Raw genomic sequence first — 24,800 nt, 5'->3', positions numbered from 1 at the left:
CAAACGCAAAGCGGGCGCTGGATGGCTCCAGCGCCCGCTCGCTAACCCATAGTTCGAAGAGGCTTAGGCGTTGACCGAAGCGGCGTCGATCTTGAAGCCCGGACCCATCGTCGAGGACAGGCCGATACGCTTCACATAGATGCCCTTGGCGCCGGCCGGCTTGGCCTTGACCAGAGCGTCGACCATCGCCTTGACGTTGATCAGCAGGGCTTCGTCGGTGAACGACACCTTGCCGATGCCGGCGTGGACGATGCCCGCCTTCTCGACGCGGAACTCGACGGCGCCGCCCTTGGCGTCCTTCACGGCTTGACCCACGTTCGGGGTCACGGTGCCGACCTTCGGGTTGGGCATCAGGCCGCGCGGGCCCAGCACCTTACCGAGGCGACCGACCAGGGCCATCATGTCCGGGGTCGCGATGACGCGATCGAAATCCATGAAGCCGCCGACGATCTTTTCGTACAGGTCTTCGGCGCCGACATGTTCAGCGCCCGCCGCGGTGGCTTCGGCCGCCTTGGCGTCCTTGGCGAAAACGGCGACGCGAACGTCGCGGCCGGTGCCCGACGGCAGGTTGACGACGCCGCGGACCTGTTGGTCGGCGTGGCGCGGATCGACGCCGAGATTGATCGAGAGTTCGACCGACTCGTCGAACTTGGCGTTGGCGTTGGCCTTCACGAGGGCGATGGCTTCGGCGACGGCATGCGCGGCTTCGCGATCGCCGGTCCAGGCCTGGATGCGCTTGGGTTGCTTGGCCATGGTCTAGGCCTCCACGATCTTAAGGCCCATGGCCTTGGCGGAGCCTTCGATGATCTTGGCCGCGGCCTCGATGTCGTTGGCGTTCAGGTCCTTCATCTTCTTTCCGGCGATCTCGCGCAGCTGGCTGCGCGTGACTTCACCGACGGTTTCGCGACCGGTCAGCTTCGCGCCGGACTTCAGGCCGGTGATCTGCTTCAGGTAGTGCGTCGCCGGGGGCGTCTTGGTGACGAAGGTGAACGACTTGTCTTGGTACACGGTGATCACGGTCGGCAGGGGGGTGCCCTTTTCGACGTTCTCGGTGCGCGCGTTGAACTCCTTGCAGAAGCCCATGATGTTGACGCCGCGCTGGCCCAGTGCGGGGCCGATGGGCGGTGAAGGCGTGGCGGAGCCGGCCTTCACCTGGAGCTTGATATAGCCCAGGATCTTTTTAGCCATTGTATCCTCTCAAGAAAGCCGGGTTTAGCGGCCTTCGCTGTGTGGCCGTGGTCCGGGCTGGCGGCCCTCCCACGGATTTGAGCTCGCCGCGAACGACGGGCACGCCCCGGGACGCAAGTCCTGGAGCGAAGCGCGGGATCTAGCAGGTGCGGGGTGGGGAGTCTAGGTGGGGGCGCAAGAGACGAGCCTGCAAGCGGACGCTTGGGAGGACCGTTATGGGTGGAAAGCGGACCTTGAACCTTAGCCCCATCCAGCGCTGTCGAGCATCTCTTTGCGTTCGTCTTCGGTGAGAAGCGCCATGCGGGCGAGAGTCCGCTTCCCCTTGGCTAGAGCGAGCACTGCTAGGATGCTGCTCACCAACGCGTCGTCACTCGCCGGCGGCAACTCTGCCAGCGCGCGCGCTTCCAAATCCGCCCATCCCAGATCGTAGTTCGCGGCTAGCCAAGGCGGTATCGCGGGATTGTCGTTGCCGTGCCGAGCTTCTTCGATCGTCGCTGCTAGGGCATACACGTTCCAATCGGGCTGCTGCGCCTGCTCCGTGTAGATGCGCACGATTGCTGGGATGGCGGCATACGATGCTTCGCCTACGTCGCCCTGATGATGCAGCTCTTCCCAGAATTCATCCCACACAGCCGCATCTCTTGAAGCGAGCCGTCGAAGCGCTGGCCTCACGTCATACGACCGCCTGAAGGCGCTCTGGAGTTCGCCCCAGCGCTCGTCGGAAAGATCAATCGGAAGAGGTTCCATAGGGCGATCAAGACCCGAAGTCGCTTGGGTTCGCAACGGGTGGATGTCGGACATCCAATCCTTTGCTACTCTTGGCCGATGCGCGAGCCAGATATTGAAGTTGACGGATGGTGCTTGGAAGATGGCGAAGCCTATCATGCCGAGGCTCCTGATACCTTTTGGATACCGGCCCGCGAGAGCCGGGAGAGCCTTGAACTTGGTGATCACGCGAAGCTGATATTCCGCTTCAACGTCGATGATGCGGAAGGGACAGTGGCGGTCGAGCGAATGTGGGTGCTGGTTCGAGAACGCATACCCGGTGGATATCTGGGCGTCCTCGACAACGACCCGGACGCCTTGGAAGAGAACGATGAATTCTGGAGCGGTATCGAACTCCCGTTCGCCCCCCAGCACGTGATCAACATCTCGTCACGGGACGTGGCCACCATCGCGCTGGCTAAGGGCGAGCCGAAGCGACGTTGGCCCCGCTAGGCTTGGCACAGACCCTTCGCATCAAATCCAGCTCTCCCGCCCATCATTAGGCAGCGAACTTCCCAGAGGTCCGAGAAGGGTGGATCGCGGACCTTGTTGACAGCTAAGTCGCAGGCGACATTAAGCGCATGCAAGACGACACATCACAGGCCGAGCTTTCCGCTCTTTTCCTTGCCGCTCGCGATGGGAGTGTCCGTATCTTCGGGCAGCGACAACTACGAGCTTTTGCCGATTATGTCGCAGCACATGGCGAGGTCATCCGTAATTTGGAAGCCTACGAAATCTCGGGTGAACTCGAAATACCACGTATCGAGCTAGGGCTTTATCAAGGGTCGGCGGACGAGGCCAACCAACCCGCTGCGGTGAGGCTGGCAGCATCGGAGGGCCGCCTGAAGGAAATCGTGCAGGATGCCGATGAGGAGCGTTGCTCGTTGGTCTTCGACGTCTGGACAGACGAGAACGACTAGTTCTTGGCGACTGGGTTAGCGGTCCTCGACCTAGCGCAGGGCCGTTGCATCCACCGTGTGGCTACTCAGCAAGTTCACGAAGGCGGCCTTGATGGCAGCCTTCAGCTGTTTCGGATCGTTGCTTGAATCGAGGCCCTCGGCGATGAAGGCAAGCTCGGCAAACTGATCTGCGGTGACGACGCCTTCCGATGGGATGAGGTCATCGACATGCAGAGGTAGCCCATCCTTGATGGAGCCGCAGAAGCCTAGCTCGACACAGATGTGATCTCGAAGGTCATCGTAGGCAGAATTCGGCATGAGCTCAGAATGGCCCGGGGTCCGCAATGACCACTATGGGTCGAAGTTGGCCATTCTCGCCATTGCCACAAAACGGACGCCTGCATCCTGCCCGCTCTTCTCCTCACCCGCTTCGCGGCGGAGGTGGCGCGGCGCCTTCGCACCGTGACGGAGGGGGCGTCTGCGGCGTTGGAGCGCCTCCTCCGTCACGATGCGTATTCGCATCGCGCCACCTCCGCCGTTTCACGGGTGACGAGAAGGCCTGTCGTTCCCCCGCCCCGCTGCCTCGGTCAGGTCGAACAGCAGCTTCGAGGCGCCCGCCGCGATCAACCACAGGAAGGCCAGGATGCGCAGCAGAGGCGCGGCTTGTGGATGGTGCGCGGCGAGGACGAGCAGTAGGACGAAGCCTCCGACCGCGGCCAAGGCCAGGGTCAGGGAAGCGAGCTTGCAGTGGAAGACGGACATCGGACGGTTCCGGACGGCGGATAAGGCCGTCGTTGTCGCGCCGGAAGGCGTAAGCGATCCATTCGGTATCGGGCTGGAGACGTAAGGGCGGCGTAAGGCCTGCCGACACCCACTTGCTCCCACCTGGCCGCTTCGCGGTCTGCCAGCGGCGAGGGGCGGAATGCAAAAACCCCGCGCCTTGCGAGCGCGGGGTTTTCGAATGCTTCGGTCGTGAAACCGCCTTTAGGCGATCTTCTCGACCTGGCTGTATTCCAGTTCCACCGGGGTGGCGCGGCCGAAGATCGAGACGGTGACGCGCAGGCGCGAGCGCTCCTCGTCGACCTGCTCGACCGAGCCATTGAAGCTGGCGAACGGGCCGTCGGTGACGCGGACGTTCTCGCCGATCTCGAACAGCACGACCGTCTTGGGACGCTCGACGCCCTCTTCGATCGCGCCGACGATGCGCTGAACTTCCTTTTCCGACACCGGCTGCGGCTTGGAGGCGCTACCCAGGAAGCCCGTGACCTTCGGAGTGTTCTTGATCAGGTGATAGGCTTCATCCGACAGGTGCATCTTCACCAGCACATAGCCGGGGAAGAACTTGCGCTCGGCATTGACCTTGCGGCCGCGACGGATCTCGACGACGTCCTCAGTGGGCACCAGGATTTCGGAGAAGCTGTCTTCCAGGCCGTGGCTCTTGGCCTGTTCGCGGATGCTCTCGGCCACCTTCTTCTCGAAGTTCGAGTAGGCGTGGACGATGTACCACTTGTGGTTCGGGTTGGACGCGGTTTCGGTGCTCATGGTGATTTCTTATCCCGCGGCGAACTTGAGGAGGAGGTTGGCGCCCATCCCCAGGATCCAGTCGGCGAACGTGAAGAACAGCGCGCTGATCACCACCATGATGAAGACCATCACCGAGGTGATCCAGGTCTCCTTGCGGGTGGTCCAGGTGATCTTGCGCGCCTCGGCCCGCACTTCCTGAGCGAACCGCATCGGGTTGAACGGCTTCTTGGGCGCGGCCGGGGCCGCGGTCTTGGCGACGTTGGACGCCCCGCCCGCGGGTGCGAGGGCCGCGGCCGTCTTGGCGGCGCGGCTCTTGATCGCTGACGGGCTCGAACCCGGTTTCCTGGCCATGACTTAAGAGGCTCGCGACTTTCGGTGGGTCAGCCCGAAAAGCCGGACCGACCGATGACATATAGTGGCAGGAGTGGAGGGACTCGAACCCACGACCCTCGGTTTTGGAGACCGATGCTCTACCAGCTGAGCTACACTCCTGCAGAACCGCGATCCCTTTAGCGGGGATCTTGGCTTTCCGACAATGAACATCGCGCCGGTAGGCTGTTCAAAAGCCCGCCAGCGCGTTGGTCTCATCGCCAGAGCCGCGTCGTTTAGCAGGGTCGTTCGAGCCGGGCAAGCGGCCCGGAGCGGGTTCGCGGCGTTCGGCGTTCGGCGCGGCGGCGTTCTTTGCCGGACCGGACCCGGATCAAGGGCGCAGGCGGCGCGTTGGAGATGACCAACAACCGACCAGACGGAGGATTTCGCCATGCCGACACCAACCAGCCCGACGCAGGATCGGCCGTCCAACCGCGAGGTCGAGAACGAGAATCAGCGACCTTCAGAGGCCGGCGATGGGGGTGGCAAGGCCCCACGCCCCGCGACGGAGCCGCGAGGCGCCGAAGATAGCTCAACCTCGCCAAAAACCCAGACGGATCCGGGTTCGGGCGAGGCCTGAGCGATCAGCCAGCTTTTTCCGGCGCCGGCGCTGCGGCGGGCGCCGCGCACTGGATATTGAGATAGGACCACTTCACGTCGACGAGCTGGCGTCCGCACTCGGTGTTCTTGCCCAGGTCGCGACCTTGCAGCGACACGGCCACGCCCTTGGCGGGGTCTGGCGCCGGGGAAGCTCCAGAGATGTCATAATAACCGCCGCCCGGACCGCGCACCACGATGCACGATGTCGATTCGACGGGTCGAACACAGCCCGAGGCCGTGACCGACTTGCCTTCAAGGGCCACCGGCTGGGCCTTTTCGGCCTTGGTGGCCGCGTTCTCGCCGCAAGCCGCCAAGCTTAACGCTAACAGACTGGCCGCCGCGGCGGCCTTTACGAACCTTACCCGCATACGTTCCTCCGTATCATTGGCCTCGCGCCAAAGGCGACGAGACAAAGGAAGAGTGCGCCCGGTTTAGGGAGGCGGCAACACAATTTTGACACGGTTCAAAAAACAGGCGTCACGGTTTTTGACGCTTTTGAGGAAGATTTTCTCAAGGCCCTTTCAGACCTCGAAAGTTGACATCGGCATGGCTGTGCTCACATGAGACGTGGGTCGCCTCAGGGCCGTGGCGACACCCTCTAGAATCTCGCGCCTCGCCGCGCGGCAAGGACTTAGAAGACACGCACCATGACGGCCACGACGATTGCGCCCCCGCCCAAGGAAGCCGCCCAGCACACCGAGACCGTCCTGTGGGTCAAGCATTGGACGGACCGTCTGTTCAGCTTCGCCATAACCCGTCCGGCCAGCTTCCGTTTCCGCTCCGGCGAGTTCGTGATGATCGGCCTGCCGCCCCGTGAGGAGCTGGGCGAGAAGAAGCCCATCTTGCGCGCCTATTCGATCGGCTCACCCAGTTTCGCCGAGGAACTGGAGTTCTTCTCGATCAAGGTCCCCGACGGCCCCCTGACCTCGCGCCTGCAGCAGATCCAGCCGGGTGATCACGTGCTGCTGGGCAAGAAGCCGACCGGCACCCTGGTGCTGGACGCCGTGCGGCCGGGCAAGCGCCTGTTCCTGTTCGGCACCGGTACGGGCCTGGCGCCCTGGCTGGCCGTGGCCCGCGACCCCGACGCCTATAGCCGCTTCGAGCAGGTGATCGTCGCCCACGGCGTGCGTGAGGTGCAGGAACTGGCCTATCGCGACCTGTTCACCTCGGAAATTCACGATGACCCGCTGGTCGGCGACGAGGCCAGGGCTCAGCTCGTCTATTACCCCACCGTCACCCGCGAGCCGTTCGAGCGTCAGGGCCGGTTCACCGACCTGATCGAGAGCGGCCAACTGTTCCGCGACCTTGGCCTGGACGCCGTCAAGTTTGATCCCGAGCACGACCGCGCCATGCTGTGCGGCTCGATGGCGATGATCAAGGACACCGCCGCCTTGCTGGAAGCCCACGGGCTGAAGGAAGGCTCCAACGCCGAGCCTGGCGACTTCGTGATCGAGCGGGCGTTTGTGGGCTGATCTGATCCGGGAGTATGGCTCGTGAGCGACGACGTTCCTCCACTCAAGAACCTCACCGTCGAAGAGGCCCGCGCCCGCATGCTGGCCGACGCCGGGCGGCTGGGCTTCGAGGCGGTGACCCTGGAGGCGGGCCTGGGCCGGGTGCTGGCCGCCGCCATCGTCGCGGACCGTGACCAGCCGCCCTTCGACGCTTCGGCCATGGACGGCTGGGCGGTGCGCTTCGGCGACCTTGCCCCTGGCGCGCATTTCCAGGTGGCCGGCGAGAGCGCCGCCGGCCATGCCCATGCCCGCCCCGTCGAGGCCGGCCAGGCGGTGCGGATCTTCACCGGCGCCCCCGTGCCGCCCGGCGCCGATACGGTGGTGATCCAGGAGAGCGCCTCACGCGACGGCGGAGTGGTGACCTTCCAGATCGACCGCGATCCGCCGCCCCGCAACATCCGCCCAGCCGGCGGCGACTTCAGGTCCGGCGACACCTTGCTGCCGGCCGGCGCGCGGCTGGATGCTTGGACGCTGTCCCTGGCCGCCTCGGCCGGCCGGGCCCGACTGAGTGTCGCGCGACGGCCGCGCGTCGCCATCCTGGCCACCGGCGACGAACTCGTGCCCCCCGGCCACATCCCGGCTCCCGACCAGATCTTCGAGTCGGGCTCCTTCGCCTTGGCGGCCCTGGTCGAGGGCTGGGGCGGCGAGGCCGAGCGGCTTAAGGCTCGGGGCGACGACTTGGACGCCATCGCCGACGCGGTCGCCGAATGCTCGGCCGACCTGATCGTCACCGTCGGCGGCGCCTCGGTCGGCGACCACGACCTGGTCAAGCCGGCGCTGAAGACGCTCGGCTTGGCCTTGCGCGTCGAGACCGTCGCGGTGCGCCCCGGCAAGCCGACCTGGTTCGGGCGCCTGGCCGACGGTCGGCGTGTGCTGGGCCTGCCGGGCAATCCCGCCTCGGCACTGGTCTGCGCCGAGTTGTTCCTGCGCCCGCTACTGGCCGCCCTGACCGGCGCCGATCCGGCCCTGCCGATCAGCGCCGGCGCCCTGGCCACGCCCCTGCCCGCCAACGGCCCGCGAGAACACTGGATGCGCGCCGTGCGAACGATCGACGATGAAGGTCGGGTGAGGGTCACGCCGTTCCCCGACCAGGACTCCTCGCTGATAGGGGTGTTTTCACGGGCCGACTGCCTGGTGGTCAGACCAGCCAGCTCTCCGGCGGCGGAGGTTGGAGATGTGGTGAGGCTGCTGCCGCTGGCGCGGGGTTAAAAGGCGGTCGCCCACGGCCCCTGACGCCATCTGGCGCCGCAACCGCGACGCCACGCGACGAGCATGCTAAGCCCATTGCGAAGCGGCCTGACGGCGGTCGCGGCGGAGTTTCGTCAATGGGTCGAATGGGCAAGATCGCGGCGCATGTGGTGCTGGCCTTCATGGCCCTGCTCCTGGCCCAGGTGCTGAGCGCCGGCGTCGCCCCCCTTGCCCCCTCGGCCCTGGCCCATGCCGCCCTGTTCGCCGTGGCGGCCCTGCTGGTCGAGATCCTGTTCCAGGTCGAGCGTTCGCCGTGGCGGTTCTTCGCCGCCAGCGACGGCCTTCGCCTGGCCCGTTCGGCCTTGCTGACCACCCTGACCTTCGCCCTGCTGGCCCGCCTGGCCGGCGTCTGGCAGCCTGGCGGCTTGCGCACCCTGGCCGTCGCCTTCCTGCTGCAGACCGCCCTGCTGGCCGGTCTGCGAATTGTACGCCGCACAGTGCACGAGGACATTCTGGTCGAGTCGCTGCTTCGCCTGCGCCCCGCCCCCGCCTCGCCCGCCCTGCCCCGCCTGCTGATCGTCGGTTCGGCCAGCGAAGCCGAGGCCTTCCTGCGCGCCTCCGCCACCGTCGGCGAGCGCTACGCGCCGGTCGGAGTGCTGACCCCCGAGGCCCGCGAGACCGGCGATGAGCTCAGCGGCGTCTGCGTGCTGGGCGTGATCGCCGATTTCGACGCCGTGATGGCCCAGTTGCGCGACGGCGGGCTGCAGCCAGCCGCCCTGCTGTTCCTGACCGAGGGCCCGCTCAGCGCCTTTGGGGCCGAGCGCCTGGGCCGGTTGAAGACCGAGGGCGTGCGTCTGCTGCGTCACCACGGGGTGGTCGACATGGGCGCGACCGGCGGCGGCGCTCTGCGCGAGATCAGCCTCGAGGAGCTGCTCAGCCGCGCGCCGGTGCGGCTCGATCCCGAACCCGTCCGCGCCCTGGTGGCCGGCCGACGGGTGCTGGTCACCGGGGCCGGCGGCAGCATCGGCTCGGAATTGGCGCGGCAGATCGCCGCCAGCGGCTGCGCCCAACTGACTCTGCTGGACGCCGCCGAGGCCAACCTCTTCCACATCGACCGCGAGTTGGGCGAGGCCTGGCCGCAGATGGCCCGCCGCGACGTGCTGTGCGACGTGCGCGACGCGGCCCGCCTGGCCCTGGTGTTCGCCGCCGAAAAGCCCGAGATCGTCTTCCACGCCGCCGCCCTCAAGCACGTCACACTTGTCGAGAACCACCCTTGCGAGGGCGTGCGCACCAATGTGCTGGGCAGCCGCAATGTCGCCGCCGCCGCCAAGGCCTGCGGCGCGGCCCACCTGGCCCTGATCTCCACCGACAAGGCTGTGGCCCCGGCCAGTGTGATGGGCGCCACCAAGCGCGTGGCCGAGACCGTGGTCCGGCAGTTCGGGGCTGGCGGACCGGGCGAGCCGGGTCCGCGCGTCAGCATCGTGCGGTTCGGCAATGTGCTGGGCTCGGCCGGCTCGGTGGTGCCGATCTTCCAGCACCAGATCGCCCGCGGCGGCCCGGTCACCCTGACCGACGCGCAGGTCGAGCGCTATTTCATGACCATCCCCGAGGCGGTGCAACTGGTGCTGCGCGCCGTGGCCCTGTCGGCGGCCGACGTGGAACCCCCAATAGGCGTCTTGACGCTAGAGATGGGCGAGCCGGTCAAGATCATCGATCTGGCCCGGCGGATGATCGAGCTGCAGGGCCTGGTCCCCGACCGCGACATCGAGATCCGCATCACCGGCCTTCGCCCTGGCGAGAAGCTCACCGAGGCCCTGGTTGACATCAACGAGGCCGCCCGCCCCAAGGCCCCGGGCGTCACCGAGGCCGCGCCCCTGACCCCGGCCGCGCCGATCGCCGCCGAGGCCTTGGCCAAGCTCGAGGCCGCCGCCCTGGCCGGCGACGAGTTCGGCGTCCGCGCCCAGCTGTTCGCCATGGTGGAGGGGTTGCGGACGGTCGCGCCGCCGAAGCCGGCCAAGGCAAGGACGAAGGTTTGATCTAAAGTCCGCCTATCCCGGCAAACGCCCAAAGGGATGCGCACATCTCGAAAAGATGCCGCAGCGTCGTATTCGTTTTCCTTCTCCCCTTGCGGGAGAAGGTGGCGCTGTAGCCGTCGGAGGCAGCCTTACTCCCGCAAGGGGGAGAAGAATATTCAGGGCCAACGTGTTCGAACGGATGACGCTCAGTGGAAATCCCGGCTCCGCAGCAGCCGCCCCGACACCCGCGACCGCATCACGGGCGGCGCAGCGTTGGGGTCCTCCTTGATCCGCGCCAGCTCGGCCGACAGATCGGTGAAACTGTCGGCGACCACGTGGGTCACGCCATCGGCTTGCTGGACCTTGCCGTGCACCACCAGGAACGAGGCGCTCATCACGGTGCGGCGGTTGGCGTCGAAACAGTCCTTCCAGACCACCGCATTGGCCACGCCCGTCTCGTCCTCCAGGGTGACGAACACCACGCCCTTGGCGGTGCCCGGCCGCTGGCGGATCAGCACCAGACCACCGACCGAGACCTTGCGGCCGTTGCGCAAACTCTTCAGCCCCTCGGCGGGGATGATCCCCATCGCGTCCATCATCGGGCGGAAAAACCTCAGCGGGTGGGCCTTCAGCGACAGGCTGGTGGTGCGATAGTCCTCGGCCACCTGCTGGGGCAGGCCCATGGCCGGCAGGTTCACGGTGGCTTCGAATAGCGGCAGGCCGGCCAGCAGCGGCGCCTGGCTCCCGACCTTGACCTCGCCCTTCAGCCCCTTGACGGCCCATAGGGCGTCGCGCCGCGACAGGCCCATCGAGGCGAAGGCGTCGGCCTCGGCCAGCAGTTCCAGGACGCGTTGCGACATTCCGGCCCGCGCGAAGTCGGCCGGCGAGCGGGCCCCGGCGGCGCGGGCCTCGAGCAGGATCGCGATGTCCTCCTTGTCCTGGACGCCCTTGACCTGGCGCAGACCCAGGCGGACGGCCTTCCAGTGAGGCCGCGTCTCGGGGTCATTGATCCTATCGCTTCGAAATTCTCCTCTTCCGCTGGAGGGGGAGGGAGGCTCCAGGGTGCAGTCGAAGTCGCTCATCAGCACGTCCGGCCCCCGCACCTCGACCCCATGCTCTCGCGCATCGCGCACCAACTGAGCCGGCTGGTAGAACCCCATCGGCTGAGAGTTGATCAGGGCTGCGCAGAACACGTCTGGCCAGGCCCATTTGATCCAGGCGGAGACATAGACCAGCTTGGCGAAGCTGGCCGCGTGGCTTTCGGGAAAGCCGTAATGGCCGAAACCCTCGATCTGCTTGAAACAGCGGCTGGCAAAGTCGTGTTCATAGCCGCGCCGCACCATGCCGCCGACGAACTTATCGCGATATTCGGCCGGATCGCCCAGGTCCTTGAAGGTGGCCATGGCCTTGCGCAGGCCATCGGCCTCGTCCGGCGTGAACTTGGCGGCGGTGATGGCCAGGCTCATGGCCTGTTCCTGGAACAGCGGCACGCCGAGTGTCTCGCCGAGGATTTGCTGGAGTTCATCAGGGTCGCCGTGCTCCGGCGAGGGCGACGGCCATTCGGGCTTTTCCTGCCCGTTCTTTCGCCGCAGGTAGGGATGCACCATGTCGCCCTGGATCGGCCCAGGTCTGACAATCGCCACCTCGATGACCAGGTCGTAGAACCGGTTGGGCTTCAAACGCGGCAGCATCGACATCTGCGCCCGGCTCTCGACCTGGAACACGCCCACGCTGTCGGCGGCGGTCAGCATGTCGTAGACGCCCTTCACCTCCTTGGGCACGTCGGCCAGGTCGGTGATCGCCACGCCGTGATCGGCCCGCAGCATGCCGAACGCGCGCTGGATGGCGGTCAGCATGCCCAGGGCCAGGATGTCGACCTTCATCAGTTTCAGGCTGTCGATGTCGTCCTTGTCCCACTCGATGAAGGTGCGGTCCTTCATCGCCGCGTTGCCGATGGGCACGGTTTCGTCCAGCCGCCGCTTGGTCAGGACAAAGCCGCCGACATGCTGCGACAAATGGCGTGGGAACTGCAGCAGTTCGGTGGCCAACACTATGGCCCGCCTGATCTGCGGATTGGCCGGATCCAGCCCTGTCTGCCGGATGTGGTCTTCGGGCAGGCCATCGCCCCAACTGCCCCACACCGTGTTGGCCAGGATGGCGGTGATATCCTCGGTCAGACCCAGGGCCTTGCCGACGTCTCGGATGGCGCTGCGCGGCCGGTAATGGATCACCGTGCCACAGATGGCGGCGTACTCGCGGCCATAGCGCTCATAGATATACTGCATCACCTCCTCGCGCCGCTCGTGTTCGAAATCGACGTCGATGTCCGGCGGCTCGCCGCGGTTCTCGGAGATGAAGCGGGTGAACAGCAGGCGGTGCTCGGTGGGATCGATGGACGTCACCCCCAGGCAGAAGCAGACCGAGGAATTGGCCGCAGAGCCGCGCCCCTGGCACAGGATGCCCATCTCCCGCGCCTTCTGGACGATGTCATGCACGGTGATGAAGTAGTTGGGATACTCCATCTTCTGGATCAGCCGCAGCTCCTCGCGAAGTTGGTCGGCGACCTTGGCCGAGACCCCCTCGGGATAGCGCCAGGCCGCGCCTTTCCAGGTCAGGTCCGCCAGGTGCTGCATCGCCGTCTTCCCCGCCGGCACGGGCTCGTCGGGATAGTGTTCCTTGACGTCGCTCAAATCGAAGTCAATGCGCTCGACGATCTCCAGCGTGCGCTCAACCGCCTGGGGCCAGCGCTCAAAGAGGCGGGCCATTTCCTGGGGGCGCTTCAGATGGCGCTCGGCGTTGGCTTCCAGGCGAAAGCCCGCCTCCTGGATCGTGCAGCCTTCACGGATGCAGGTCAGGACGTCCTGCAGGGTTCGGCGTTCGGGCGCGTGGTACAGCACGTCGTTGGTGGCGACCATCGGCGCGCGCGCGTCCCGCGCCAGGTCGGCCAGGCGCGCCAGGCGCCGGAGATCCTGGGCCGCATAGGCGCGATTGGCCGTGAGCCAGACCCGACCGCGCAACTCACTGGCCATCGCGCCAAGCCTGCTCTCGAAGGCGTCATCCAGCGTGCTGGGCGGCACGATCAAGGCCAACTGGCCCTCGGCGTGCTGCAGGAAGTCCTCCCAGAAGAGCTGACATTCGCCCTTGTCGCCACGCCGCTGGCCCACGGTCAGCAAGCGGGTCAATCGGCCGAACGCCTCGCGATCCGAGGGGTAGCAGAGCAGGCTCGGCGTATCGTCGGCGAAGTCCAGGCGACAGCCGGTCAGCGCGCGGACCTTAAGCCTGTTCTCCTTTGCAAATGTCCAGGGCCGCACCACCCCGGCCAGGGTGTTGCGGTCGGTGACGCCCAAGGCCTTCAAGCCATAGGCCTCAGCGACCGTGATCAACTCCTTGGCGTGGGAGCCTCCGCGCAGGAAGGAGAAATTGGTGGTGGCCTGAAGCTCGGCATAGGCGAGGCTCATGGGCGAAACAGCCTAACCAAACAGGCCATGCAGCCACCATTTGGGATCGTCGCCAACGCCGTAGAAGCCCTGGCGATAGATCCAGAACCGTTCCCCGGCCTCATCCTCCACACGGTAATAGTCGCGGATCTTGGCCGGCCCGATGGTGTTGAAATCGGATCGCCACCATTCTTGGCCGATCCGCTCGGGCCCCTCGGCGCGGCGCACCCGATGGGCCTGGCCTCGCCACTGAAATTGGATGGGCGGGTCGTCAGGCAGCTTGGCCATCACCGCGATCGCCTCCGGGCGCTTGAAAAGCCGCGTGGGGCGGGGACGGTCGGGATTCCAGGTCTTGCCGGACGGCGGCCCCAGCGGCGCGCGGCGCGTCACCGACCGCTCGGGAACATGACTTTCCCGGGGCTCGTCGCGCCAGACCTTGCCGCCCAAGCGGTTGACCAGCCGATCGACCAGGGGGGCCAGGTTCTCGTCAATCCCCGCGCCAGCCTCTGCGTCCAGGCGCACCTGGACAGTCGACAGGCGTTCGACCTCGTGGGCGTAAACCGTGACCACTTCGACGCCAAAGCCGGGATCGACCGTATCGAGCTTGGGTGTCAGCAGCCGTGTCACGCGTCCGGCGTCGCGGCCAGGTCGCGACAAGCCGGCCCGGATCGGTATGGCCTTGCCATCGAGACGGTGGAAAACGATCTCGAAGCGCCGCGCGCCCTGCCCCTCCTCTTCAAGCCGCCGACAGATCAGGGCCACGGCGTCGCCAACAACGCGCCCCAGGTCATCCGGCGCGCTGATCGGTTCGAAGAAGGCTAGCCGGTCGCACCAGGGCGTAGCCGGCCGCTGAAAGCGCAAGGCCTCGCTCGCCGCGCCCAGGGCCTGGTCCAGCCGCAGGGTCAGGGCCATGCCAAACCGTCGCGCCAGTTGGGCGCGCGGCAGGCCCAGAAGTTGCCCCACATGGAACAGTCCCAGCCGCGGCAGCTGGGCCTGGGCGGCGGCGTCCAGGCGCAGGGCGGCGACCGGCAAGGGGGCCAGCAGCGGCGCCTGGCTGCGGGGCGGGGCGATGGTGCGGTCGGGGGCGAAGCGGGCCAGGGCCCAGGCCGCGCCCGGGGTGTCGGCGATCGCGCCCCTCGCCGGCGCGCCCCAGCGGTTCAGGCGGGCCAGCAGGTCGTCCAGCATCGCCGCCTCGCCGCCCCACAGGTGGGCGACGCCCTCGATGTCGAGGAACAGGCCGTCCGGCCCGTCGATGGCCACGGCCGGCGAGAAGCGCACGCACCAGTCGCAGAGAATCTCCAGGGCGGCGCGGTCGCCGACGGGATCGTAATCGTCGCCGTGCAAATCCGGGACCAGGGCTGCGGCGTCGGCGGCCTTCTGGCCGACATAGAGACCGCAGGCGGCCGCCGCCTCGTCCACGGCGGCCAGGCGTCGGGTCCCGCCCTCGATGGCGATCAGGGCGAGGGGCGGCGGTGCAAGTCCTCCCCCCCTGGGGGAGGTGTCGGCGTAGCCGACGGAGGGGGGAGAATTATACTGACGGCCCGTGGCTGGATCGACCTTCCGATCACTCCCCCCACCGATCGCTACGCGATCACCTCCCCCATGGGGGGAGGACTCACCCGACCCGCTGAAATTCGGAGTCTTCCTCAACCACGTCGTGATCGGCCAGTTGCGACACCAGACGGAAAGGATGCGGGCCATGGGCGGCCTCCGCTTTTTCGAGGATCCAGGCCCCGGGACGTCCGCCCCGGCACCGTTCGAGTTCGACCCGCCAGCGCGGCGGGCCCAGGCCAAGGTCGCCTGGCGGCGGCTGGCTGGGCGCGGCGGTGATGCGCCAGCGGGTCTGGGCGGCCGAGCCAGAGACCTCGCGCATCTTGCCCACTGGCCCGCCAAACGGTCTTCGACGCAGGAGCACGCCGATCGAGCCTCGCTTCTCACAGGCTAGCTGGAGGCGGCGGCCCGCCTTGAGGTCTGGCGCTTCAGCCTCACCCACGGCGGCAACCACGCCGATCGTGGAGAGGGCGTCTTCCAGCACGGCCAGCACCTCGGCCTCATCGCGGGCCTTGACCAGGATCAGCCGCTCGGACGGAAAGCCCAGGTTCACCAGGCCCGGGACGTGCAGGTCGTCGCGCCGCATCACCCAGACCACCGCGCCTTGGGTGGCCAGGGGTCGGAGCAGCAAGGCGGAAAACGCCGTCGGGGCCGCGCTGGTTTCTTCCCCCAAGCCCGCGCCGCCCACTTCGTGCCAGGCCCCGCGCGGAAGACCGCCAGCTGGAAAACAGCCGTCGATGCGCGGATCGCCGAATGGCAGGACGGGAGGTGGAGTCCGAGTCCCCGCTTGCAAGGCGGCGATCTGGGCTCTCAAAGCCGGAAGGGCGTCGGTCGCCCCGGCCATATCTCACACTCCAATGTTCCACTTTTGTTCTGGCCTTACGGACTTGGAGAGTCAAGCGGAGCCCTGCATTGTGCGTCAAAATGGCCGTGTGAAGCCGCCAGGAGACGAGGCTTCCACGGCGGGGGGAGCGCGGGCGGCGTGGGTCCTAAAACCGCGCCTCGGTCCTCCACCACTTGCTGACCAGCATCGGACCGAACGCGGCGCTGATGCCGCAGGCGTCGGCGAACAGGTCGAACCACGACGCGTCGCGGCCGACGAAGGCCTGCAGGATCTCGATCGCCCCGCCGAACGCCAGGATCACCAGGCCGATGCGGTGCAAGCGGCTCAGCGGCAGGGCCAGGCTTGCCAGGATGCTCAGTACATAGAAGACGATGAAGTGCTTGGCCTTGTCCCAGGGGATCAGGCCGATGCTGTCATTGTCCGGCAGCAGGGCCCGGGCCAGGGCGTAGGCCGACGCGGCCAGGAAGACGATGAAGATCAGGCGGTTGATCTTACGGGCGCGGAGGGACATCGAAACTCCTGGCTGGACGCTCGCACCTAGCCGGTCCCGTGCGGCTTGAAAATGGCCAAGCGGGGCCTTGGCCGCATCCCCTCGCAGAGTGCACGGCATCTGCACTCTTTTCCCTCTCCCCTTGCGGGAGAGGGTGGCGGCCGAAGGCCGTCGGGTGAGGGGTCGCGCCAACGAAAACCGCCGCGCCCAGCGGTCAGGCTGGACGCGGCGAAGGCTTCTGAGAGACCCCTCATCCGGCGGCTACACCGCCACCTTCTCCCGCAAGGGGAGAAGGACAGGGCGATCAGAACGTCAGGGCGCGGGCTTCCTTGACGTGCGGCAGGGCCTGGATCCTGGCCAGCAGGGCCTCGTCCGGCGCCTGATCGACGCCGACCAGGGCAATGGCGTCTTCGTCGGCCGACAGGCGGCCCAGGTTGAAGGTGGCGATGTTGACGCCCGCCTCGCCCAGCAGCATGCCCAGCGCGCCGATGAAGCCCGGCTTGTCGAGGTTGTTGATATAGAGCATGGCCGGGGCGAAGCCGGCGTCCAGTTCCATGCCCTTGACCTCGACCATGCGCGGCGCGCCGGCGATCACCGTGCCGGCAAAGGCGCGCTTGCCCTTTTCGGTGGTGATGGTGATGCGCATCAGGCTGTCATAGGTGGGGCTGACCTCCTGGCGGCTCTCGGAGACGGTGATGCCGCGCTCCTTGGCCACGGCGGGCGCGGAGACCATGTTGATCTCGGCCAGCATCGGCTTGAGGATGCCGGCCAAGGCGGCCGAGGTCATCGGCTTGACGTTGAGGTTGGACACCTCGCCCTCATAGGCGATGTCGATCGCCAGAATGCCGAAGTCGACCATCTGGCCGGCCAGGGCGCCGATCTTCTCGGCCAGGGCCACGAAGGGCTTCAGCTTGGGGGCCTCCTCGGCGCTGACCGAGGGGCTGTTGAGAGCGTTGGTCACCGCGCCGGTCAGCAGATAGTCGCTCATCTGCTCGGCGACCTGCAGGGCGACGTTCTCCTGGGCCTCGTTGGTGCTGGCGCCCAGGTGGGGGGTGGCCACCACGCGGTCGGAGCCGAACAGCGGATTGGCCTTGGCCGGCTCCTCGGTGAAGACGTCGAAACCCGCGCCGCCCACATGGCCGCTGTCGAGCAGTTCGCGCAGGGCGACCTCATCGACCAAGCCGCCCCGGGCGCAATTGACGATCAGCACGCCCTTCTTGGTCTTCTTAAGCGCGTCGGCCGACAGGATGTTGCGGGTCTTGTCGGTCAGCGGGGTGTGCAGGGTGATGACGTCGGCGCGGGCCAGAAGCTCGTCCAACTCGACCTTCTCGACGCCCATCTCGACGGCGCGCTCGGGCGACAGGAAGGGGTCATAGGCCACGACCTTCATCTTCAGGCCCAGGGCGCGGTCGGCGACGATGCCGCCGATGTTGCCGGCGCCGATCAGGCCCAGGGTCTTGGCGTACAGCTCCACGCCCATGAAGCGGTTCTTTTCCCACTTGCCGGCCTGGGTGCTGGCGTCGGCCGCTGGCAGCTGGCGGGCCAGGGCGAACATCATGGCGATGGCGTGCTCAGCGGTGGTGATCGAGTTGCCGAACGGGGTGTTCATCACCACGATGCCGGCGGCGGTGGCGGCCGGGATGTTGACATTGTCGACGCCGATGCCGGCCCGGCCGATGACTTTCAGCTTCTTGGCGGCGGCGATGACCTCGGGGTCGGCCTTGGTGGCCGAGCGGACGGCCAGACCGTCATAGTCGCCGATGATTTCCAGCAGCTCGGCCTTGGTGAGGCCGGTCTTGACGTCGGCCTGGACACCGCGGGCGGTGAAGATCGCGACGGCGGCGGGGGACAGGCTGTCGGCGATGAGGACGCGGGGAGCGGTCATGATTTGGAGTTCCTTGCGGAGAATTTGGTGGGGACACTCCCCCCTCCGATCCTTCGGACCACCTTCCCCACAGGGAGAGGACTGATCTCGAAGTCCTCCCCCTGTGGGGAACGTGTCGGCGCAGCCGACGGAGGGGGGAGTAGCGCTAGGTTAAGCGGCGGCCAACTCAGCCGAAACAGACGCAAAGGCCCAGTCGAGCCAGGGCGTCAGGGCCTCGACGTCGGAGGCCTCGACGGTGGCGCCGCACCAGATGCGCAGGCCGGCCGGGGCGTCGCGATAGCCGCCGATGTCGAGGGCGGCGCCCTCCTTCTCGAGCAGGCTGGCCAGCTTCTTGGCGAAGTCGGCCTGGGCGTCGTCCGACAAGGCGCAAATCGTGGGATCGACAACCTTGAGGCACACCGAGGTGTTGGAGCGGATGTCCGGCGTCGCCGCCAGGAACTCGACCCACGGGGTCTTGGCCACCCAGTCGGCCAGCACGGCCAGGTTCTGGTCGGCGCGGCCCTGCATGGCTTCCAGCCCGCCGATCGAGGCGGCCCATTTCAGGGCGTCCAGCGCATCCTCGACGCAGAGCATGGAGGGCGTGTTGATGGTCGCGCCCTCGAAGATGTCGGCGACCAGCTTGCCGCCCTTGGTCATGCGGAACAGCTTGGGCATCGGCCAAGGCGGCGTGTAGCTCTCCAGGCGAGCGACGGCGCGGGGCGACAGGATCAGCACGCCGTGCGCGCCTTCGCCGCCCAGGGCCTTCTGCCAGGAGAAGGTCACGACATCCAGCTTGGTCCAGTCCAGGTCTTGGGCGAAGGCGGCGCTGGTGGCGTCGCAGATGGTGATGCCTTCCCGATCGGCCGAGATGAAGTCAGCGTTCGGAACGCGGACGCCCGAGGTGGTGCCGTTCCAGGTGAAGACCAGGTCCTTGGCCGGATTGACCTTGGAGATGTCGGGCAGCTGGCCATAGGGGGCGTCGAGCACCTCGACGTCGGGCAGCTTCAGCTGCTTGGTCACGTCGGTGACCCAGTCCTTGCCGAACGATTCGAAGGCCAGCAGTTGCACCGGGCGGGCGCCCAGCATCGACCACATGGCCATCTCGACGGCGCCGGTGTCGGAACCGGCGACGATGCCGATCAGAAAGTCGGCGGGCACTTCCAGCACTTCGCGCGTCTGGTCGATGGCGGCTTTCAGGCGGCCCTTGCCCAGCTTGGAGCGGTGCGACCGGCCGAGCACGGCGTTTCTGAGATTTTCGGGGGTCCAGCCAGGCCGTTTGGCGCAGGGGCCGGAAGAGAACTCGGGACGAGCCGGGCGGATCGCCGGCTTGGCGAGGGGGGTGGTCATAGCGGTGTCTCCCATCCTTACAGATGGACAGCGCCCCGTTGGGGGGGCGTGGCCCGCCAGCGAGAGACCGCGTTTCGCTGGCAAAGGCAAGGAGAGATTTTGCCGCGGGGAGAACGAATCATCCGCGTGCGGCAATTATTTTGCGCCGCGCGCGCGCTTGCGCCAGCTTACGACGATGCCCAGCAGAATGCAGATCAGCACGCCGATCGAGTTCAGGTTATTGACCAGACCATAGGTGCGATCATGCGGACGCTCGCCGACGATATAGTAGGCGTGCAGGCTAAACTGCATGGCCTGCAACAGCATCGCGCCACCGAGCCAAAGACTGGCGTAGCGCAGGGCGAGCAGCAGGAAGCTCAAGCCGTAGATGCCCTCACACAGAAGATAGACCACTGGCTGCGAGGCGGGCGGCAATAGGAGTTGGATCAGGGGATAAACAATCGTGCCCACTAGCACGATTAACGCGCCCCAGCGCTCTGCGGGCGCGCCACGAGCCCAGGCCAAGCCGCACACCGTCAAGGTGACGATCAGTCCCAGAATGAGGGCGAATTGAATGTGCATCCCTAGAGTCTCTAACGTGAATTAGAGACTCTAGGGATTAAACTATTGCAATATTGCTTAGCTCGCTTCGGAGAAGCGCTCTTCGGTCACTTCGGGCGCTTGAAGCGACCCTTCCTTGGAATCGAAGCCGAACATCTTGGTACGGACACCCAGGCGCAGGGCGGTCTGTTCCATTTCGCCGTGCGCTTCGACCATGGCGGTGCGGGCGTCGGACAGGGCGGCCAGGGCGGCCATGACCTTGGCGGTCGCGGCGGAGCCGACGGTAGCCGAGAGCTTCAGGTCCTTACGACCTTGAACCATGTCGGCCATCAGCTCGGCGGCTTGCACCATCGCCGCATCGATCGCGACTTCGGTTCCGTGCAGCTTTGACGCCACACGCTTAGCAACGAAAACCTTTTCCACGCCCATCTCCCTAATGAAAAACTAACAAAAGAGGTAAACGAAAAGTTAAGAAGAAGGCAATGGAGAAATGCGCGTCAACGTTGTTTTGTGCTGCTAAAGTCGTGTCTTGGAAGCGAAGCGTTAGGAAGATGGTGGCATGGTGGTCCTCTAGGATCTCCTGGGACGCGAAATGATCGACGAAAGCCGCAGCACCGGGGCCGCGACCCACGCGCCTTTGCAGGCGCGAATCGCGGCCGTCGCGTTGACCACGACGGTGGTCGCGCTTCTGGCCGCATGCCTGTGCTTCATGCTTCAGCAATGGAGCGTGGCGCGGCAGGAATCCCAAGCCAACCACGAGATTCTCGCCCAGATGGTCGCGGCCGGCGCCGCTGCCCCCATGGCTGATCACAACACCGTCGGGGCCTATCGCGCGCTCGAAGCCGTGGCCAAGGCCCCCAATGTCACCGCCGTGCGTCTGACCGACATGCACGCCCAGGTCATCGCGCAGGTCGGGGCGGTCGGCACGGACGTCGACACCCTTGTCCGCCCGATCATGCTCGGCTCGCGGCAGGTCGGAACCCTGGCCCTGATCGCCCGCCGCCCCAGCCTGGTGGATATCCTGGCCCGCGACCTGGCCCTCACCGGCACGCTGTTCTTCGGCTCGGCCGGCTTGGCGATCCTGCTGGCCAACGGCTTGGCGCGTCGCATGACCAAGCCGATGGAGCGCCTGTCGCAAGCCATGCGCGAAGTCGCCGCCGACGGCCGCTTCAAGCCGGTCGTGCAGGCGGCCGACGACGAGGTCTTCCACAGCCTGACCGACAGCTTCAACCATCTGGTCTCGCGGCTCGAGGCCAATGACCACGACCTGCGCGGGGCCATGGCCGAACTGGTCAAGGCGCGCGATGACGCCAACGCCGCCAATGTCCTGAAGTCGCACTTCCTGGCCAATATGAGCCACGAGATCCGCACCCCGCTGAACGGCGTGCTGGCGATGACCGAGGTCATGGCCATGGGCGAGTTGAACGCCCAGCAGCGCGAACGCCTGTCGGTGATCCGCGAATCGGGCGGCCTGCTGCTGTCGGTGCTGAACGACGTGCTGGACCTCTCCAAGATCGAGGCCGGTCGCCTGGACCTGGTGGAACGCGACTTCGACCTGGCGGCCCTGGCCCTGTCGATGCGAGAATCCTACGCCGCTTTGGCGCACGAGAAGAGCCTGGAGTTTGGCGTCTTCGTCGCCCCCGAGGCCCTGGGCGCGTGGCGCGGCGACGCCGATCGCCTGCGGCAAATCCTCGGCAACCTGGTCTCCAACGCACTGAAGTTCACGCTCAAGGGTTCGGTTTCGGTCCGCTTCGCTTCGGCGGACGACGGTTCGGGCCTGCGCGTCGACGTGGTCGACACCGGTATCGGCATCGCCGCCGAGACCCTGCCGCGCCTGTTCGACAAGTTCGTGCAGGCCGACAGCTCGACAACTCGCCGGTTCGGCGGTTCGGGCCTGGGCCTGTCGATCTGCAACGAGCTGGCAGCGCTGATGGGCGGCGGCGTGCATGTGCAGAGCCGCGAAGGCCAGGGCTCGACCTTCACCGTCGTGGTCGCCATGCCCCGCGGCGAGGCCCGCATCGCTCCGCCCGTCGAGCCAGCGGCGCCGCCGATCGAGTCCGAGCGCCGCCTGCGGGTGCTGGCCGCCGACGATAATCCGACCAATCAGAAGGTCATCGCCGCCGTCCTGGCCCCGCTGGGCGCCGAGGTCGAGATCGTCGCCGATGGCGCCGCCTGCGTCGAGGCCTGGAAGCGCGGCGGCCACGACATCGTGCTGATGGATATCCACATGCCGGTGATGGACGGCGTCGAGGCCGCCCGCACCATCCGCAGCCTGGAGATCAGCGAGGGCCGCAAGCGTACACCGATCGTGGCGGTCACCGCCAACGCCCTGGCCCATCAAGTCGAGGGCTATATGGCCGCTGGCATGGACGGCCACGTGGCCAAGCCCATCGAGGTGACCAAGCTCTACGACGCCATTGAAACCGCCGTGGCGGCGTCCCGCAAGGATGGTTCAAAGGTGGCCGCGGCCTGATGACGAACCTGAACGCAACATAACGAGCGGCTCAGAACGGCTTCAGGCTGGTTGTGGTTTCTTGAGATCAACGTCGTCCCGTTGGGCGCCGGACAATCTATAAGAGGAACCGTACGATGAAAAAGATCCTGCTTTCGATCGCCGCGGTCTCGGCCGTCGCCGCCGCCACCGTTCCCGCCGCCGCCATGGCCCAATCCTATCGTCACGATGATCGGGGCGATCGTTACGACGATCGGCGCGATCGTTATGACGATCGACGCGGCCCCGAGGATCGCGGCGGCTGGAACACCGGCCGTGACCGGGTCGCACGGCTCGATCAGCGCATCGACATCGGCATCCGCAACGGCAGCCTGACCCGCAACGAAGCCTATCGCCTGAAGGGCGAGCTGCGTCAGACCGCCCGCTTGGAATACCGCTATCGCTCGGACGGCCTGAACGGCTGGGAGCGCGCCGACCTGGATCGTCGCTTCGACCGTATCGGCGCCCAGATCCGCTACGAGCGTCACGACCAAGACCGGGACCGCGATTATGGCTACGGCAACGGTTATGGCCGCGGTCATGACGACGGTCCGCGCCGCTACTAGAGCATTTCCCGACCTGACTGCGTCAGGCCGTGAGCTCTAATCTTTTGTTTCGACGCATTTTTCTTCACGCGAACCGGAACCACTTCGCTTGAAAAATGCTCTAGCCTCGCCTTGGCTAGGCCCTAACCGAGCGCTGGCCCTGCCCTCAGCCGGCTCTCGACCATCGTGAAACCGCGGCCACGCAACAGAACGCGTGCGCCGCGGTTTTCGCATTCCAGGTCGCCGCCCCGGCCAGGGTAGGCTTGGTGATAGCGCAGGATCCGCCGGCCCAGGCGGTCGCTGAACAGCGGCGCCAGGATGCAGTGGGCCGAGCCGGTGGTCGGGTCCTCGGGGATGCCGCAGCCCGGGGCGAAGAACCGGCTGACCACGTCATAGGGCCGCCCCGCATCGGCCAGGGCCGCGACGATCACCTGGCCTGGACCACCTGAGGCCAGTTCGCCGCCGATCTTGTTCAGGGCCGCCAGATCCGGCGCCAAGCCTCGCACCGTCGCCTCGTCGGCCATCACCGCCAGCAGATAGCCGGCGGCCAGGGTCTCGACCGGCGCCGCGCCCAGGGCTTCCGCCAGGCCCGCCGGGATCTCGACGGGCCTTGGCGGGTCGGCGGGAAAGTCCATCTCAAGTCCGTCGCCGTCGCGCCGAACCGTCAGCGGACCAGCCAGGGTCTCGAAGGTCAGCAACGGCGCCTCGACGTTCATCTCGGAAAACAGGGCGTGGGCCGAGGCCAGGGTGGCGTGGCCGCAGAGCGGAACCTCGACCGTCGGCGTGAACCAGCGCAGGCCAAACCGCGCCGGACCGTCGGTCTTCAGCAGAAAGGCGGTTTCGGCCTGGTTGTTCTCGGCCGCCAGGGTCTGCATCCAGCCGGTGTCGGGCCAGGCGTCCAGCGGCTCGACCACGCAGGCCGGATTGCCCTTGAACGGGCCCGAGGCGAAGGCGTCGATGGTCCACTGGCGCATGGCGGAGCTCCTGTTTCGCGAGGCCTAGCGAGCCCCCTGTCCTTGATCAATTCGAAAATTGTCACGCGGGACAATGTTCGTGGATGCTGATGGGGATAGGCGCATGCGCCTGTCCCTAGCCTTGCCTAGGCCCCCTCCACCGTGATCTCCGGCCAGCGCCCCTTGGCCGAGCCGGTCGTGCGCTCCCAGCCGCCCGCGCTCTTCACCCGCAGCGGATTGGCCCGCAGGCGCATCGCGAACAGGTCCTCCAGCCCGAACGGCGCCCAGACCGACAGGCGCTCATCGGCCTCAAGCCGCACCCCGACACAGAAGGCCGTGGCCACGAAGCGCTTCAGGGCGTCGCTGCTGGACAGCAGGGGGGGATAGGGCTCGTCGGCCCCGAACTTCTGCTCAAACCACAGATGCACCCGGGCCTGGTTACGCACCTCGACGAGGCTGCGCAGCGGCTCCTCGAACCGAGCCGCCACCCGCTGGATCACCACGTCCTCCGCCTCGTAGGAAGTGTCGGAATCGTCGTGATAGGCGACGTCGTAGTCCTTGATCCCATAGTCCGGCGCCCGGCCGGTCAGGTGGTTCCAGACCGGCTGATAGACCGCGCCGGAAAACACCATGGCGTCGGGCAGTTGGAGGTCGCGCACCACCCGCAGCACCTGCATGG

The 24,800-nt window shown here is 66.7% G+C and carries 25 protein-coding genes and 1 tRNA gene; 7 read left to right on the top strand and 19 right to left on the bottom strand.

What is annotated here, in order from left to right; translation table 11 throughout:
• Positions 1–63 precede the first annotated feature (63 nt).
• The 3 genes from rplA to ACP694_RS17950 form a co-directional block, all read right to left on the bottom strand.
• Positions 64–753 (bottom strand): 50S ribosomal protein L1, encoded by a 690-nt coding sequence (gene rplA / locus ACP694_RS17960; RefSeq protein ID WP_426014661.1) that lies wholly within the window; start codon positions 751–753, stop codon positions 64–66.
• Between the two features lie 3 nt (positions 754–756).
• On the bottom strand, positions 757–1,188 hold the full coding sequence (gene rplK / locus ACP694_RS17955; RefSeq protein ID WP_426014659.1) for a 50S ribosomal protein L11: 432 nt from the start codon (positions 1,186–1,188) through the stop codon (positions 757–759).
• Positions 1,189–1,428: 240 nt separating this feature from the next.
• Entirely contained in the window at positions 1,429–2,073 is a 645-nt protein-coding gene (locus ACP694_RS17950) for a hypothetical protein (RefSeq protein ID WP_426014657.1), read from the bottom strand.
• On the opposite strand from ACP694_RS17950, the gene ACP694_RS17945 reads away from it, so the two are divergent.
• Together ACP694_RS17945 and ACP694_RS17940 are read left to right on the top strand one after the other, a co-directional pair.
• Positions 2,050–2,406, top strand: coding sequence for a hypothetical protein (locus tag ACP694_RS17945; protein WP_426014655.1), 357 nt, complete (start codon positions 2,050–2,052; stop codon positions 2,404–2,406). The genes ACP694_RS17950 and ACP694_RS17945 overlap by 24 nt on opposite strands.
• Before the next feature lie 128 nt (positions 2,407–2,534).
• Complete coding sequence (locus ACP694_RS17940) at positions 2,535–2,873, top strand: hypothetical protein (RefSeq protein ID WP_426014653.1); 339 nt, start codon at positions 2,535–2,537, stop codon at positions 2,871–2,873.
• 30 nt (positions 2,874–2,903) lie between these two features.
• Here the strand turns inward: ACP694_RS17940 and ACP694_RS17935 are convergent, their stop codons facing one another.
• The 6 genes from ACP694_RS17935 to ACP694_RS17910 form a co-directional block, all read right to left on the bottom strand.
• Positions 2,904–3,170 carry a hypothetical protein gene (locus tag ACP694_RS17935; protein ID WP_426014651.1) on the bottom strand — a complete coding sequence of 89 codons (267 nt, stop codon included), beginning with the start codon at positions 3,168–3,170 and terminating at the stop codon, positions 2,904–2,906.
• A gap of 222 nt (positions 3,171–3,392) precedes the next feature.
• The gene (locus tag ACP694_RS17930) at positions 3,393–3,614 is read right to left on the bottom strand and encodes a hypothetical protein (protein WP_426014650.1); all 222 of its coding nucleotides are present in this window, start codon (positions 3,612–3,614) and stop codon (positions 3,393–3,395) included.
• Positions 3,615–3,836: 222 nt separating this feature from the next.
• On the bottom strand, positions 3,837–4,394 hold the full coding sequence (nusG, locus tag ACP694_RS17925; protein ID WP_426014647.1) for a transcription termination/antitermination protein NusG: 558 nt from the start codon (positions 4,392–4,394) through the stop codon (positions 3,837–3,839).
• A 9-nt stretch (positions 4,395–4,403) separates the two neighbouring features.
• Positions 4,404–4,727: a preprotein translocase subunit SecE gene (secE, locus tag ACP694_RS17920; RefSeq protein ID WP_426014645.1), complete on the bottom strand. Its 324-nt coding sequence runs from the start codon at positions 4,725–4,727 to the stop codon at positions 4,404–4,406.
• 65 nt (positions 4,728–4,792) lie between these two features.
• Positions 4,793–4,868: transfer RNA gene (locus ACP694_RS17915), tRNA-Trp, on the bottom strand.
• A gap of 461 nt (positions 4,869–5,329) precedes the next feature.
• Positions 5,330–5,713 (bottom strand): hypothetical protein, encoded by a 384-nt coding sequence (locus ACP694_RS17910; protein ID WP_426014644.1) that lies wholly within the window; start codon positions 5,711–5,713, stop codon positions 5,330–5,332.
• Positions 5,714–5,992: 279 nt separating this feature from the next.
• On the opposite strand from ACP694_RS17910, the gene ACP694_RS17905 reads away from it, so the two are divergent.
• The 3 genes from ACP694_RS17905 (at position 5,993) to ACP694_RS17895 (ending at position 10,080) form a co-directional block, all read left to right on the top strand.
• Entirely contained in the window at positions 5,993–6,817 is an 825-nt protein-coding gene (locus ACP694_RS17905) for a ferredoxin--NADP reductase (RefSeq protein ID WP_426014642.1), read from the top strand.
• Positions 6,818–6,838: 21 nt separating this feature from the next.
• Positions 6,839–8,065 carry a gephyrin-like molybdotransferase Glp gene (gene glp / locus ACP694_RS17900; RefSeq protein ID WP_426014639.1) on the top strand — a complete coding sequence of 409 codons (1,227 nt, stop codon included), beginning with the start codon at positions 6,839–6,841 and terminating at the stop codon, positions 8,063–8,065.
• 116 nt (positions 8,066–8,181) lie between these two features.
• On the top strand, positions 8,182–10,080 hold the full coding sequence (locus tag ACP694_RS17895; RefSeq protein ID WP_426014637.1) for a polysaccharide biosynthesis protein: 1,899 nt from the start codon (positions 8,182–8,184) through the stop codon (positions 10,078–10,080).
• Between the two features lie 185 nt (positions 10,081–10,265).
• Here the strand turns inward: ACP694_RS17895 and ACP694_RS17890 are convergent, their stop codons facing one another.
• The 8 genes from ACP694_RS17890 to ACP694_RS17855 all read right to left on the bottom strand — a co-directional run bounded on the left by ACP694_RS17890 (position 10,266) and on the right by ACP694_RS17855 (position 20,555).
• On the bottom strand, positions 10,266–13,517 hold the full coding sequence (locus tag ACP694_RS17890) for an error-prone DNA polymerase (protein ID WP_426014636.1): 3,252 nt from the start codon (positions 13,515–13,517) through the stop codon (positions 10,266–10,268).
• Positions 13,518–13,529: 12 nt separating this feature from the next.
• The gene (locus ACP694_RS17885; protein ID WP_426014634.1) at positions 13,530–14,915 is read right to left on the bottom strand and encodes a Y-family DNA polymerase; all 1,386 of its coding nucleotides are present in this window, start codon (positions 14,913–14,915) and stop codon (positions 13,530–13,532) included.
• A gap of 196 nt (positions 14,916–15,111) precedes the next feature.
• On the bottom strand, positions 15,112–15,891 hold the full coding sequence (locus ACP694_RS17880) for an ImuA family protein (protein ID WP_426014632.1): 780 nt from the start codon (positions 15,889–15,891) through the stop codon (positions 15,112–15,114).
• Positions 15,892–16,036: 145 nt separating this feature from the next.
• Positions 16,037–16,402 (bottom strand): VanZ family protein, encoded by a 366-nt coding sequence (locus tag ACP694_RS17875; protein WP_426014630.1) that lies wholly within the window; start codon positions 16,400–16,402, stop codon positions 16,037–16,039.
• 283 nt (positions 16,403–16,685) lie between these two features.
• Positions 16,686–18,266 carry a phosphoglycerate dehydrogenase gene (gene serA / locus ACP694_RS17870; protein WP_426014629.1) on the bottom strand — a complete coding sequence of 527 codons (1,581 nt, stop codon included), beginning with the start codon at positions 18,264–18,266 and terminating at the stop codon, positions 16,686–16,688.
• A gap of 150 nt (positions 18,267–18,416) precedes the next feature.
• Entirely contained in the window at positions 18,417–19,592 is a 1,176-nt protein-coding gene (locus ACP694_RS17865) for a phosphoserine transaminase (protein ID WP_426014627.1), read from the bottom strand.
• Between the two features lie 135 nt (positions 19,593–19,727).
• Positions 19,728–20,153: a hypothetical protein gene (locus tag ACP694_RS17860; RefSeq protein ID WP_426014624.1), complete on the bottom strand. Its 426-nt coding sequence runs from the start codon at positions 20,151–20,153 to the stop codon at positions 19,728–19,730.
• Between the two features lie 57 nt (positions 20,154–20,210).
• Positions 20,211–20,555, bottom strand: a complete 345-nt coding sequence (locus ACP694_RS17855; RefSeq protein ID WP_426014622.1) for a hypothetical protein — start codon at positions 20,553–20,555, stop codon at positions 20,211–20,213.
• Between the two features lie 169 nt (positions 20,556–20,724).
• Between ACP694_RS17855 and ACP694_RS17850 the strand changes: the two genes are divergently transcribed.
• Both ACP694_RS17850 and ACP694_RS17845 read left to right on the top strand, forming a co-directional pair.
• The gene (locus tag ACP694_RS17850; protein ID WP_426014620.1) at positions 20,725–22,605 is read left to right on the top strand and encodes an ATP-binding protein; all 1,881 of its coding nucleotides are present in this window, start codon (positions 20,725–20,727) and stop codon (positions 22,603–22,605) included.
• A gap of 116 nt (positions 22,606–22,721) precedes the next feature.
• Positions 22,722–23,189 (top strand): hypothetical protein, encoded by a 468-nt coding sequence (locus ACP694_RS17845; protein ID WP_426014618.1) that lies wholly within the window; start codon positions 22,722–22,724, stop codon positions 23,187–23,189.
• A 122-nt stretch (positions 23,190–23,311) separates the two neighbouring features.
• On the opposite strand, the gene ACP694_RS17840 is transcribed toward ACP694_RS17845, so the two are convergent.
• A complete protein-coding gene (locus ACP694_RS17840) occupies positions 23,312–24,142 on the bottom strand; it encodes a PhzF family phenazine biosynthesis protein (RefSeq protein ID WP_426014616.1) in 831 nt (276 codons plus the stop codon).
• A gap of 125 nt (positions 24,143–24,267) precedes the next feature.
• A complete protein-coding gene (locus ACP694_RS17835) occupies positions 24,268–24,798 on the bottom strand; it encodes a nucleotidyltransferase family protein (protein WP_426014757.1) in 531 nt (176 codons plus the stop codon).
• Positions 24,799–24,800 lie beyond the last annotated feature (2 nt).

Source organism: Caulobacter sp. DWR2-3-1b2, assembly GCF_049896345.1.
GTDB lineage: Bacteria > Pseudomonadota > Alphaproteobacteria > Caulobacterales > Caulobacteraceae > Caulobacter.
Note: the sequence above shows the minus strand (reverse complement) of the source record. Positions and strands in the feature narration are given on the sequence as shown.

Coding starts and splice junctions, on each gene's coding strand:
- ACP694_RS17940 (WP_426014653.1), top strand. CDS start 2,535: ATGCAAGACGACACATCACAGGCCGAGCTTTCCGCTCTTTTCCTTGCC.
- serA (WP_426014629.1), bottom strand. CDS start 18,266: ATGACCGCTCCCCGCGTCCTCATCGCCGACAGCCTGTCCCCCGCCGCC.
- ACP694_RS17875 (WP_426014630.1), bottom strand. CDS start 16,402: ATGTCCCTCCGCGCCCGTAAGATCAACCGCCTGATCTTCATCGTCTTC.
- nusG (WP_426014647.1), bottom strand. CDS start 4,394: ATGAGCACCGAAACCGCGTCCAACCCGAACCACAAGTGGTACATCGTC.
- ACP694_RS17905 (WP_426014642.1), top strand. CDS start 5,993: ATGACGGCCACGACGATTGCGCCCCCGCCCAAGGAAGCCGCCCAGCAC.
- rplA (WP_426014661.1), bottom strand. CDS start 753: ATGGCCAAGCAACCCAAGCGCATCCAGGCCTGGACCGGCGATCGCGAA.
- ACP694_RS17950 (WP_426014657.1), bottom strand. CDS start 2,073: ATGATAGGCTTCGCCATCTTCCAAGCACCATCCGTCAACTTCAATATC.
- ACP694_RS17895 (WP_426014637.1), top strand. CDS start 8,182: ATGGGTCGAATGGGCAAGATCGCGGCGCATGTGGTGCTGGCCTTCATG.
- ACP694_RS17845 (WP_426014618.1), top strand. CDS start 22,722: ATGAAAAAGATCCTGCTTTCGATCGCCGCGGTCTCGGCCGTCGCCGCC.
- ACP694_RS17835 (WP_426014757.1), bottom strand. CDS start 24,798: ATGCAGGTGCTGCGGGTGGTGCGCGACCTCCAACTGCCCGACGCCATG.
- ACP694_RS17865 (WP_426014627.1), bottom strand. CDS start 19,592: ATGACCACCCCCCTCGCCAAGCCGGCGATCCGCCCGGCTCGTCCCGAG.
- rplK (WP_426014659.1), bottom strand. CDS start 1,188: ATGGCTAAAAAGATCCTGGGCTATATCAAGCTCCAGGTGAAGGCCGGC.
- ACP694_RS17850 (WP_426014620.1), top strand. CDS start 20,725: ATGATCGACGAAAGCCGCAGCACCGGGGCCGCGACCCACGCGCCTTTG.
- ACP694_RS17910 (WP_426014644.1), bottom strand. CDS start 5,713: ATGCGGGTAAGGTTCGTAAAGGCCGCCGCGGCGGCCAGTCTGTTAGCG.
- secE (WP_426014645.1), bottom strand. CDS start 4,727: ATGGCCAGGAAACCGGGTTCGAGCCCGTCAGCGATCAAGAGCCGCGCC.
- ACP694_RS17930 (WP_426014650.1), bottom strand. CDS start 3,614: ATGTCCGTCTTCCACTGCAAGCTCGCTTCCCTGACCCTGGCCTTGGCC.
- ACP694_RS17890 (WP_426014636.1), bottom strand. CDS start 13,517: ATGAGCCTCGCCTATGCCGAGCTTCAGGCCACCACCAATTTCTCCTTC.
- ACP694_RS17880 (WP_426014632.1), bottom strand. CDS start 15,891: ATGGCCGGGGCGACCGACGCCCTTCCGGCTTTGAGAGCCCAGATCGCC.
- ACP694_RS17935 (WP_426014651.1), bottom strand. CDS start 3,170: ATGCCGAATTCTGCCTACGATGACCTTCGAGATCACATCTGTGTCGAG.
- ACP694_RS17860 (WP_426014624.1), bottom strand. CDS start 20,153: ATGCACATTCAATTCGCCCTCATTCTGGGACTGATCGTCACCTTGACG.
- ACP694_RS17840 (WP_426014616.1), bottom strand. CDS start 24,142: ATGCGCCAGTGGACCATCGACGCCTTCGCCTCGGGCCCGTTCAAGGGC.